Genomic DNA, 11,033 nt, shown 5'->3' with positions numbered 1-11,033 from the left:
GGCGTTGAACACGTTGTGTGAGCGAGCGCCGTTGGCCCTGTAGGGATACAACCCGTGGCGAGGGAGCTTGCTCCCGCTTGAGTGCGCAGCGCTCACAAAATGGTCGGGGCCGCTGCGCAGCCCAGCGGGAGCAAGCTCCCTCGCCACAGGTTCAAGCGATTTCTTTGTACACTCATGCGATATCCCGCTGAGGTGTCATGCATGAATGACGAATCCCGCGAACCGTTCAAACGGCTGTTCTTCGCGCTGGACTGCCCACCTGCACAACGCAAGGTCATCGCCCATTGGCGTAGCGCCTTGCAATTGCGCAGCGGTCGCCCGGTGCCGGTTGAGAATTTTCATCTGACTTTGAAGTTTTTGGGCTCTGTGGGGATCGCGCAGATCGCGGACATCTGCGCGGCGGCCGCGTCGGTGCGCACGCCGGGTGAGCGCCTGACCGTGGCGCTTGATCGGCTGGATGTCTGGCGCAGGGCAGGGGTCCTCGTGCTGGCGCCCGAGCAGGCGCCACCGGCATTGTTGCGGCTGGTGTATGACCTGGAACAGGCGTTATTGCCGTTTGGTCTGGAAGATGCGCCACGGGAATTTCGTCCGCATTTGACCTTGGCGCGTGACTATCGGGCACCGGTTCCCGAGTCCGCTACGCCCCCCGAATTTATCCTGCGCGCCGATCGCTTCACCCTGTTCGAATCCCACAAGGGCCGCTATCGCGCGTTGGCAGAGTGGCCGTTGGGCGGCGTTTGATCGCTAACAAAAAAAGGCGCCCGAGGGCGCCAAACTTCACCTTAACCGAGGAGCCAGGTGAGCGATGCAGCGGTGGTAAGGCGCTGCATGAATATAAAAATGTATGCAACCCTCTGTAGGAGCTGCCGAAGGCTGCGATCTTTTGATCTTGATCTAAAAAAGCAAAATCAAAAGATCGCAGCCTGCGGCAGCTCCTACAGAAGCAGGGCTATTTACCGAGTTTCACCTTGGTCCAGCCACGGGTCATGATCCGCTGCACGGCTATCGGCTGGTCAGGAATGGCATACAACGTGGCCATCACCGCTTCGGGCGGGTACGAGCCCGGTTCGTTGCGAATCGCTTCATCCACCAACGGCGTAGCCGCCGCGTTGGCGTTGCTGTAGCCGATGTTGTTGGTGATCTCGGCGATGATGTCCGGGCGCATCAGGAAGTTCATGAACAGGTAAGCGTTCTCGACATTGGCGGCATCGCGCGGGATCGCGACCATGTCGTAGAAACTGCCGGCGCCTTCTTTCGGGATGCTGTAGTCGATCTTCACCTTGTCCCCGGCTTCCTGGGCGCGGGCCTTGGCCTGCAGCACGTCACCGGAATAACCGACGGCCACGCAGATGTTGCCGTTGGCCAGGTCGGAGATGTACTTCGACGAATGGAAGTACGCCACCGACGGGCGAATCTTCATGAACAGCGCCTCGGCTTCGGCGATGTGCGCCTTGTCCTGATCGTTCACCGGGTAGCCCAGGTAGTGCAGGGCAGCAGGGATCATTTCGGTCGGCGAATCAAGGAAACTGATTCCGCAGGCTTTGAGTTTTTCCGCGTTTTCCGGTTTGAACAGCAAGTCCCAGGAGTTGGTCGGCGCGTTGGCCCCGAGCACTTCCTTGACCTTTTCCGGGTTGAAGCCGATGCCGATCGAACCCCACATGTACGGGAACGCGTGGCCGTTATCTGGGTCGCTGGCGGAGGCGTTTTTCAGCAGCACCGGATTGAGATTCTTCCAGTTCGGCAGCTTGGATTTGTCCAGCTCCTGATAGACGCCAGCCTTGATCTGCTTGGCCAGGAAACTGTTGGACGGCACGACGAGGTCGTAGCCGGATTTGCCTGCCAGCAGGCGTGCTTCAAGGGTTTCATTACTGTCGAACACATCGTAGGTCACTTGGATCCCGGTCTCGTCTTCGAACTTCTTGACGGTGTCCGGGGCAATGTAATCCGACCAGTTATAGACGCGCAGAACCTTGTCATTGGCCTGGGCGCCTGAGGCGATCGCGCCCAATAAGGACAGTGTCAGCAGAGTCCTGCCAAACATTTTCATCGGTACAACTCCATTTTTCTTATTCAGAACACAAAACCTGTGGCGAGCGAGCTTGCTCGCGCTTGAGTGCGTAGCGCTCACAAGATTTTGGGGGCCGCTTCGCAGCCCAGCGGGAGCAAGCTCCCTCGCCACAGTTAACTCGGCGGCGGCTTAGGCCGTCGCTTCTACCATTTGCTTCTTCGGTTGTTGCCACGACTCGCTCGCCGTCTGTTCCATCGCTTCCTGGATCGCGCGTTTACGGCTGGCTTCGGCGCGGCGGCTGAAGTACCAGACCATGAAAGTCACGATCGACACGGCCAACAAAATCAGACTGGCCACAGCGTTGATCTCCGGCTTCACGCCCAGACGCACCGCTGAGAACACTTCCATCGGCAGAGTCGTGGAACCCGGACCGGAGACGAAGCTCGCCAGCACCAGGTCATCCAGCGACAGGGCAAACGACATCATGCCGCCGGCCGCCAGTGATGGCGCAATCATCGGAATGGTGATCAGGAAAAATACCTTGAACGGTTTCGCCCCGAGGTCCATGGCCGCTTCTTCGATGGACAGGTCCAGCTCGCGAAGGCGGGCGGAGACTACCACTGCCACGTAAGCGGCACAAAACGTGGTGTGGGCGATCCAGATCGTCACGATGCCACGCTCCATCGGCCAGCCGATCAACTGCGCCATGGCCACGAACAGCAGCAACAGCGACAGACCGGTAATCACCTCAGGCATTACCAATGGCGCGGTCACAAGGCCGCCGAACAGCGTGCGGCCCTTGAAGCGCGTAACGCGAGTCAACACGAATGCCGCCAGCGTCCCCAGTGCTACCGCGGCAATCGCGGTGTAGCAGGCGATTTCCAGCGAGCGCACCACCGAGCCCATCAACTGTGTGTTGTCGAGCAGGCCGGCGTACCACTTGAACGACCAGCCACCCCACACCGTCACCAGTTTCGAGGCGTTGAACGAGTAGATCACCAGAATCAGCATCGGCAAGTAGATGAACGACAGGCCGAGCACCAGCATCAATTTTGAAAAACCGAAACGCTTCATCCCCGTGCCTCCATCTCTTTGGCCTGGCTGCGGTTGAACAGCAGAATCGGCACAATCAGAATCAACAGCATCACCACCGCCAGCGCGGACGCCACCGGCCAGTCGCGGTTATTGAAGAACTCTTGCCACAGCACGCGGCCAATCATCAGGGTCTCGGGACCGCCCAGCAGTTCCGGGATCACGAACTCACCCACCACCGGGATGAACACCAGCATGCAGCCGGCGATGATGCCGTTCTTGGCCAGCGGTACGGTGATTTTCCAGAAGCTGTTGAAGGTACTTGAGCCGAGGTCCGACGCAGCTTCCAGCAAGCTCTGATCATGCTTCACCAGGTTGGCGTAGAGCGGCAGGATCATGAACGGCAAGTAAGCGTAAACGACCCCGATATACACGGCGGTGTTGGTGTTGAGGATCTCGATCGGGTGCGAGGTCAGGCCGGTCCACATCAGGAAGCCGTTGAGCAAACCGTTGTTGCTGAGGATGCCCATCCACGCGTAGACGCGGATCAGGATCGCGGTCCAGGTCGGCATCATGATCAACAGCATCAAGACGTTTTGCGCTTCCTTGCTCGCCTTGGTGATCGCGTAGGCCATCGGGAAACCGATCACCAGACACGCCAGTGTGCTGAACAGCGCGACCTTCAACGAACCGAGATAAGCCGAGAGGTACAACTCGTCTTCACCCAGCAGCGTGTAGTTGCCGATGTTGAGCATCAACTCGAATTTCTGCTCGGCGTAAGTGTAGATCTCCGAGTAGGGCGGAATCGCCAGCGCGGCTTCCGAGAAGCTGATCTTCATCACCAGGAAGAACGGCAACATGAAGAACAGGCACAGCCATACGAACGGAATGCCGATGACCAGTTTTCGCCCACTGGGCACCAGGCGCAGGAATTGCTGATTGAAGGTTCTCATGCGCGCAGTACCACGCCGCTGTCATCTTCCCACCACACGTAGACCTGATCGTCCCAGGTCGGACGCGCACCACGGCGTTCGGCGTTGGCCATGAACGACTGCACCACCTTGCCCCCAGGCAGCTCGACGTAGAACACCGAGTGGCCGCCGAGGTAGGCGATGTCGTGCACCTTGCCGCTGGACCAGTTGTAGCGGGCGTCGGGCTTGGTGGTGCTGACCAGCAGTTTTTCCGGGCGGATGGCGTAGGTGATCGACTTGTCCTGCACCGAAGTGCTGACGCCGTGACCGACGTAGATCTTCTGTTCCAGGTCCGGACTGTGGATGATCGCGTGACCTTCCAGGTCTTCCACCACGGTGCCATCGAAGGCGTTCACGTTGCCGATGAATTCGCAGACCATGCGGCTGACCGGCGCTTCATAGATGTCGACCGGGCTGCCGATCTGGGCAATCCAGCCCAGGTGCATGATCGCGATGCGCTGGGCCATGGTCATGGCCTCTTCCTGGTCGTGGGTCACCATCACGCAGGTCACGCCGACGCGCTCGATGATTTCCACCAGTTCAAGCTGCATTTGCGATCGCAGCTTTTTATCCAGCGCGCCCATCGGTTCGTCGAGCAACAACAGCTTCGGACGCTTGGCCAGGGAGCGGGCCAACGCCACGCGCTGACGTTGCCCGCCGGACAACTGGTGCGGCTTGCGCTTGGCGTATTGGGTCATGTGCACCAGGCGCAGCATTTCTTCTACGCGGGCGTCGATTTCTGCGGCGGGCAAACGGTCCTGCTTGAGGCCGAAGGCGATGTTCTGCGCCACCGTCATGTGCGGGAACAGCGCGTAAGACTGGAACATCATGTTGATCGGACGTTCGTACGGCGGCATGTCGGTGATGTCGACACCGTCGAGCAGAATCCGCCCTTCGGTCGGGCGCTCGAAGCCGGCGAGCATGCGCAGCAGCGTCGATTTACCGGAACCGGAACCACCGAGCAGGGCGAAGATTTCGCCCTGATGGATTTCCAGGGACACATCGTCCACGGCGGTGGTTTCGTCGAACTTCTTGGTGACGCGATCGACTTTCACCAACACCTTTTTCGGTGCCTGGTGACCTTCAAGAGCCTTCCTGTAAATGCTGGAGGCGTTTGCCATGTGAAACTCCCAACAGGTTTCAGTCGTCGGGCCAACGCGGCCAGACTTAATAGTTGATTGCAAACCCTGGCTAGCGCGGTCTCCTGTAGGAGCTGCCGAAGGCTGCGATCTTTTGACTTTGTTTTTCAAAATCAAGATCAAAAGATCGCAGCCTTCGGCAGCTCCTACAGGGCGACGCACCCGTTCGGGTTAATTCGGCGCTGCCATCCTGGCTGCCTGGTAGTGCTTGTTGTTATTGCAGTGTGTTGTTGTCGTGAGTCACGGATGCACAGAAGCGCACCCGCCAGACACACGGGGGCAGTAATTTGATTAATCGGGTTTAAAGTCAGCGCGAGTTACGCAGCGCCGCCCGTTGCCGGCACGCTTCGCCGAACGCCTGGAAAATCTTCAAGTAGGGCGGGTTGTCCAGAACCTGCCATTCCGGGTGCCATTGCACGCCGAGGGCGAAGGCCTTGCTGTTTTCCACCGAGACCGCCTCGATCAAGCCATCGGGCGCGACGGCTTCGGCGCGCAGGCCGGGAGCGAGTCGGTCGATGCCTTGGCTGTGAATCGAGTTCACCTGGAATTCCGAAGGCAGATCCAGCGCTTCGAACACACCGCCCACCTGCACACTGACGTCATGCGCCGGTGCGTACTGCACCGCCAGGTCGGGATGGTTGGCTTCGCGATGATCGAGGAAGCCGGGGAGTTCATGGACCTTCTGATGCAGGCTGCCACCGAACGCCACGTTCATCTCCTGAAAGCCCCGGCAGATGCCGAGCACCGGAACGCCCGCCGCAATGGCCGCGCGAATCAGGGGAAGGGTGGTGGCGTCCCGCGCCGGATCGTGATCCGTGCCGGGGGCGCTGGCCGGGCCTTGATAGTGGAAGGGTTCCACGTTCGACGGCGAGCCTGTCAGCAACAGACCATCGAGCTGCGGCAGCAGGTCTTCGATTTCGGTCAGTTCGGCCAGGGAAGGAATGACGACAGGCAGCCCCAGCGCCGCAACGCTGACAGCACGCAAGTATTTGTCGCCGCTGACGTGGTAGGGGTGCAGGCCAATCTGTTTGACGCATGCAGTAACGCCGATCAATGGCTTGAATGCCATTTTTATCACCTCGAAGTTTCACACTTGAACGAGCTTTTCCGGAGCTTAGCCTTGTTGATTTTAATTAACAACTCTCATGTAAAAAATTCTAAACGCCGCACGTCTGAAGCTGAGGATTTACACGTGTTCCAAGGATAATCTGGCACTCTCGTGCCGCTGAGAGGCCCGAAAATAAACGTTGAAAGGCCAAGTGTTCGCTATTGACTTCACTTTGCCTTTCGGATTGACTGGCTGCGTGAAAGGGCGGTGAACATAATAATTAACAGTAAAAAATAGGTGCATCATGTCGGTCCCTCTGCGTACCGTTCAACTCAACGAAGCAAACGCATTCCTTAAGAAATATCCTGAGGTTTTGTACGTCGACCTTCTGATTGCGGATATGAACGGTGTGGTGCGCGGTAAGCGCATCGAACGCACCAGTCTTCATAAGGTTTACGAGAAAGGCATCAACCTGCCGGCATCGCTGTTCGCTCTGGACATCAATGGCTCCACGGTGGAAAGCACCGGCCTGGGCCTGGACATCGGCGACTCCGATCGAATCTGCTACCCAATCCCTGGCACCCTGAGCATCGAGCCATGGCAGAAGCGCCCAACCGCGCAACTGTTGATGACCATGCACGAGCTGGAAGGCCAGCCGTTCTTCGCCGATCCGCGTGAAGTGCTGGCCAACGTCGTGCGCAAGTTCGATGAAATGGGCCTGACCATCTGTGCCGCGTTCGAACTGGAGTTCTACCTGATCGACCAGGACAACGTGAACGGTCGTCCACAGTCGCCACGTTCGCCAGTATCGGGCAAGCGTCCGATGTCGACCCAGGTCTACCTGATCGACGACCTCGACGAATACGTCGATTGCCTGCAGGACATCCTCGAAGGCGCCAAAGAGCAGGGCATCCCCGCTGACGCCATCGTCAAGGAAAGCGCCCCGGCGCAATTCGAAGTCAACCTGCATCACGTGGCTGACCCTATAAAGGCTTGCGACTACGCGGTCTTGCTCAAGCGTCTGGTGAAGAACATCGCCTACGACCACGAGATGGACACCACCTTCATGGCCAAGCCGTATCCAGGCCAGGCGGGCAACGGTCTGCACGTACACATTTCGATTCTGGATAAAGAAGGCAACAACATCTTCGCCAGCGAGGATCCCGAGCAGAACGCCGCGCTGCGACACGCGATCGGCGGTGTGCTGGAGACCCTGCCGGCGCAGATGGCGTTCCTCTGCCCGAACGTCAACTCGTACCGTCGTTTCGGTGCGCAGTTCTACGTACCCAACTCACCGAGCTGGGGCATCGACAACCGCACCGTGGCGGTCCGCGTACCCACCGGTTCGCCGGACGCGGTGCGTATCGAACACCGCGTGGCCGGTGCCGATGCCAACCCGTATCTGTTGATGGCTTCGGTATTGGCGGGTGTGCATCACGGTCTGACCAACAAGATCGAGCCGGGCGCCCCGGTGGAAGGCAACAGCTACGAGCAAAACGAGCAGAGCCTGCCGAACAACCTGCGCGACGCACTGCGCGAGCTGGACGACAGCGAAGTCATGGCCAAATACATCGACCCGATGTACATCGACGTGTTCGTGGCGTGCAAGGAAAGCGAGTTGGCCGAGTTCGAGAACTCCATTTCGGACCTTGAGTACAACTGGTACTTGCACACCGTTTGACGGCGCTGACACCCAACTCGTGGCGAGGGAGCTTGCTCCCGCTGGACTGCGCAGCAGTCCCTTCTTTTAGGGCCGCTACGCGCCCCAGCGGGAGCAAGCTCCCTCGCCACAGGTGACTCAGCACTCGCCCCATCTGTTAACACGATCATCTATTCCCCTGCGTCGAGTCCCAACCATGACAATTACTCGCAGCGACTGGGAGCAACGCTTCCAGTCCCTGACCATCGAAAGCCGCGCCTTCATCGACGGCCAATATTGCGCAGCCGCCAGCGGCGCCACGTTCGAATGCATCAGCCCGGTGGACGGTCGCTTTCTGGCGAACGTGGCCAGCACCGACGAAGCCGACGCGAACGCCGCAGTCGCCGTCGCACGCCGCACCTTTGAATCCGGCGTCTGGTCCAACCTGGCCCCGGCTGAGCGCAAACGCATCCTGATCCGCTTCGCCGATCTGATCATGGCCAACCAGGAAGAACTGGCGCTGCTCGAAACCCTCGACATGGGCAAGCCGATCAGCGACGCCATGAGCATCGACATTCCGGCAGCCGCCAACGCGATTCGCTGGACCGCCGAAGCCATCGACAAGATCTACGACGAAGTCGCCGCCACGCCACACGATCAACTGGGTCTGGTGACGCGTGAAGCGGCTGGCGTTGTTGCCGCCATTGTGCCGTGGAACTTCCCGCTGATCATGGCCAGCTGGAAATTCGCCCCGGCCCTGGCAATGGGCAACTCTTTCATCCTCAAGCCTTCGGAAAAGTCGCCGCTGACCGCGATCCGTATCGCGCAACTGGCGCTGGATGCGGGCATCCCCAAAGGCGTGTTCAACGTCCTGCCGGGCTACGGCCACACCGTTGGCAAAGCATTGGCGTTGCACATGGACGTCGACGTGCTGGCGTTCACCGGCTCCACGGCGATCGCCAAGCAGCTGATGATCTACGCCGGGCAAAGCAACATGAAACGCGTTTGGGCTGAAGCCGGTGGCAAGAGCGCCAACGTGGTGTTCGCCGACGCACCGGACTTGCGCGCCGCAGCACAGGCCGCCGCTGGCGCCATTGCGTTCAACCAGGGCGAGGTCTGCACTGCCGGCTCGCGTTTGCTGGTGGAGCGTTCGATCCGCGAGCAGTTCATCCCGCTGTTGGTGGAAGCACTGCAAGCCTGGAAACCAGGGCATGCCCTTGATCCTTCGACATCGGTCGGCGCAGTCGTCGATCAGCGTCAACTGGACAACGTGCTGCGCTACATCGGCATCGGCAAAGAGCAGGGCGCCCAACTGATCGCGGGCGGCAGCCGCACCCTCGAGGACACCGGTGGCCAGTACGTGGAACCGACGATTTTCGACGGTGTGACCAACGCCATGACCATCGCCCAGGAAGAAATCTTCGGCCCGGTGCTGTCGGTCATCACCTTCGACACGGCGGAAGAGGCGCTGACGATTGCCAACGACAGCATCTACGGCCTGGCCGCCGGTGTGTGGACCAGCAACCTGAGCAAGGCCCACACCTTCGCCCGTGGCCTGCGCGCCGGCAGTGTCTGGGTCAACCAGTTCGACGGCGGCGACATGACCGCGCCGTTCGGCGGGTTCAAGCAGTCGGGCAACGGAAGGGACAAATCGCTGCACGCGTTCGACAAGTACACCGAGCTCAAAGCGACCTGGATCAAGCTCTAATAACAATAAAGCGGCGGTCGCCGGCTCTGTCGGCGGCCATCGGAGAAGTCTATGAAACAAGCACATGTAAACAGCTACTACGCCGCCACCCGCAACTTCACCGGCGATTTCCCGGTGCTGGAAGGGGCGGTTGATTGCGACGTCTGCGTGATCGGCGCCGGCTACACCGGCCTGTCCTCGGCGTTGTTCCTCGCTGAAGCCGGCTACAGCGTCACCGTGCTGGAAGCCGCCAAAGTCGGCTTCGGTGCCAGCGGTCGCAACGGCGGCCAACTGGTCAACTCCTACAGCCGCGACGTTGATGTCATCGAAGAGCGCTACGGCGACAAGACCGCCGAAGTCCTCGGCAGCATGATCTTCGAAGGCGCCGACATCATTCGTCAGCGCATACAGCACTACGACATTCAGTGCGACTACCGTCCCGGTGGCATCTTCGCGGCGATGAACAAGAAGCAGCTCAAAGGCCTGGCCGAGCAGAAGAAGAGCTGGGAGCGCTACGGTAACAAGAACCTGACACTGCTCGGCGAAGCCGACATCAAGCGCGAAGTCGGTTCCGATGCCTACGTCGGCGGCCTGCTGGACATGCAGGGCGGCCACATTCACCCGCTGAACCTGGCCCTCGGTGAAGCCTCGGCGATCATCGGCCTGGGCGGCAAAATCTACGAACAATCGGCTGCGGTGGAAATCACCTACGGCGAACCGATTACCGTGCGTACCGCCAAAGGCGTGGTGAAGGCCAAGTACCTGCTCATCGCCGGCAACGCCTACCTGCCGCAGGGGCTCGACAACCGCGTGACCAGCAAGAGCATGCCGTGCGGTTCGCAGATCGTCGTCACCGAGCCGTTGTCGGAAAAACAGGCCCGCAGCCTGATCAAAAACAACTACTGCGTTGAAGACTGCAACTACCTGCTCGACTACTACCGCCTGACGGCTGATAACCGCTTGCTCTACGGCGGTGGCGTGGTCTACGGCGCTCGTGAACCGGACGACATCGAGCAATTGATCAAGCCGAAAATCCTCAAGACCTTCCCGCAATTGAACGACGTGAAGATCGACTACCGCTGGACCGGCAATTTCCTGCTGACCATGTCGCGCATGCCGCAATTCGGCCGTATCGAGAAAAACGCTTACTACATGCAGGGCTACAGCGGCCACGGCGTCACCTGTTCGCACCTGGCCGGCAAGTTGATCTCGGAAATGATCCGTGGCGACGCCGAGCGTTTCGATGCGTTTGCCTCATTGCCGCACATGCCGATGATCGGTGGCCGTACGTTCTCGGCGCCGTTGACCGCCCTTGGGGCCGTGTACTACTCGCTGCGCGATCGTTTCGGCATCTAAGCATTACCTCACCGGCGGCTACCCCATCAGGTGCCGCCGGTTTTTACCTGAAACACCACATTCCCCTGTAGGAGCTGCCGCAGGCTGCGATCTTTTGATCTTGATCTTAAAAACAAAATCAAAAGATCGCAGCCTTCGGCAGCTCCTACAGCT

The 11,033-nt window shown here is 59.6% G+C and carries 9 protein-coding genes; 4 read left to right on the top strand and 5 right to left on the bottom strand.

What is annotated here, in order from left to right; translation table 11 throughout:
- Positions 1 to 201: 201 nt before the first annotated feature.
- On the top strand, positions 202 to 741 hold the full coding sequence (gene thpR / locus NL64_RS15455; RefSeq protein WP_034148934.1) for an RNA 2',3'-cyclic phosphodiesterase: 540 nt from the start codon (positions 202 to 204) through the stop codon (positions 739 to 741).
- A 208-nt stretch (positions 742 to 949) separates the two neighbouring features.
- Here thpR and NL64_RS15450 read toward each other — a convergent pair whose 3' ends face one another.
- The 5 genes from NL64_RS15450 to NL64_RS15430 form a co-directional block, all read right to left on the bottom strand.
- Positions 950 to 2,047: a polyamine ABC transporter substrate-binding protein gene (locus NL64_RS15450; protein ID WP_034148933.1), complete on the bottom strand. Its 1,098-nt coding sequence runs from the start codon at positions 2,045 to 2,047 to the stop codon at positions 950 to 952.
- 150 nt (positions 2,048 to 2,197) lie between these two features.
- Positions 2,198 to 3,082: an ABC transporter permease subunit gene (locus NL64_RS15445; RefSeq protein ID WP_034148932.1), complete on the bottom strand. Its 885-nt coding sequence runs from the start codon at positions 3,080 to 3,082 to the stop codon at positions 2,198 to 2,200.
- Positions 3,079 to 3,960: an ABC transporter permease subunit gene (locus NL64_RS15440; protein ID WP_437176921.1), complete on the bottom strand. Its 882-nt coding sequence runs from the start codon at positions 3,958 to 3,960 to the stop codon at positions 3,079 to 3,081. The genes NL64_RS15445 and NL64_RS15440 overlap by 4 nt, the downstream gene beginning before the upstream one ends.
- Before the next feature lie 29 nt (positions 3,961 to 3,989).
- A complete protein-coding gene (gene potA / locus NL64_RS15435; protein ID WP_034148930.1) occupies positions 3,990 to 5,132 on the bottom strand; it encodes a polyamine ABC transporter ATP-binding protein in 1,143 nt (380 codons plus the stop codon).
- A gap of 325 nt (positions 5,133 to 5,457) precedes the next feature.
- Positions 5,458 to 6,219: a gamma-glutamyl-gamma-aminobutyrate hydrolase family protein gene (locus NL64_RS15430; RefSeq protein ID WP_034148929.1), complete on the bottom strand. Its 762-nt coding sequence runs from the start codon at positions 6,217 to 6,219 to the stop codon at positions 5,458 to 5,460.
- A 283-nt stretch (positions 6,220 to 6,502) separates the two neighbouring features.
- Here NL64_RS15430 and NL64_RS15425 point away from each other — a divergent pair, with 283 nt between their 5' ends.
- The 3 genes from NL64_RS15425 to NL64_RS15415 all read left to right on the top strand — a co-directional run bounded on the left by NL64_RS15425 (position 6,503) and on the right by NL64_RS15415 (position 10,880).
- Complete coding sequence (locus NL64_RS15425) at positions 6,503 to 7,879, top strand: glutamine synthetase family protein (protein ID WP_034148928.1); 1,377 nt, start codon at positions 6,503 to 6,505, stop codon at positions 7,877 to 7,879.
- 175 nt (positions 7,880 to 8,054) lie between these two features.
- On the top strand, positions 8,055 to 9,545 hold the full coding sequence (locus NL64_RS15420; protein ID WP_034148927.1) for an aldehyde dehydrogenase: 1,491 nt from the start codon (positions 8,055 to 8,057) through the stop codon (positions 9,543 to 9,545).
- A gap of 51 nt (positions 9,546 to 9,596) precedes the next feature.
- Positions 9,597 to 10,880 carry an NAD(P)/FAD-dependent oxidoreductase gene (locus tag NL64_RS15415; protein WP_034148926.1) on the top strand — a complete coding sequence of 428 codons (1,284 nt, stop codon included), beginning with the start codon at positions 9,597 to 9,599 and terminating at the stop codon, positions 10,878 to 10,880.
- The last annotated feature ends 153 nt before the right edge of the window (positions 10,881 to 11,033 follow it).

The sequence above is a fragment of the Pseudomonas fluorescens genome, assembly GCF_000802965.1.
Lineage (GTDB): Bacteria > Pseudomonadota > Gammaproteobacteria > Pseudomonadales > Pseudomonadaceae > Aquipseudomonas > Aquipseudomonas fluorescens_A.
Note: the sequence above shows the minus strand (reverse complement) of the source record. Positions and strands in the feature narration are given on the sequence as shown.

Excerpts from the sequence above, each read along its gene's own strand:
- NL64_RS15425 (WP_034148928.1), top strand. The coding sequence starts at position 6,503 with ATGTCGGTCCCTCTGCGTACCGTTCAACTCAACGAAGCAAACGCATTC.
- NL64_RS15415 (WP_034148926.1), top strand. The coding sequence starts at position 9,597 with ATGAAACAAGCACATGTAAACAGCTACTACGCCGCCACCCGCAACTTC.
- NL64_RS15420 (WP_034148927.1), top strand. The coding sequence starts at position 8,055 with ATGACAATTACTCGCAGCGACTGGGAGCAACGCTTCCAGTCCCTGACC.
- thpR (WP_034148934.1), top strand. The coding sequence starts at position 202 with ATGAATGACGAATCCCGCGAACCGTTCAAACGGCTGTTCTTCGCGCTG.
- NL64_RS15430 (WP_034148929.1), bottom strand. The coding sequence starts at position 6,219 with ATGGCATTCAAGCCATTGATCGGCGTTACTGCATGCGTCAAACAGATT.
- NL64_RS15450 (WP_034148933.1), bottom strand. The coding sequence starts at position 2,047 with ATGAAAATGTTTGGCAGGACTCTGCTGACACTGTCCTTATTGGGCGCG.
- potA (WP_034148930.1), bottom strand. The coding sequence starts at position 5,132 with ATGGCAAACGCCTCCAGCATTTACAGGAAGGCTCTTGAAGGTCACCAG.
- NL64_RS15445 (WP_034148932.1), bottom strand. The coding sequence starts at position 3,082 with ATGAAGCGTTTCGGTTTTTCAAAATTGATGCTGGTGCTCGGCCTGTCG.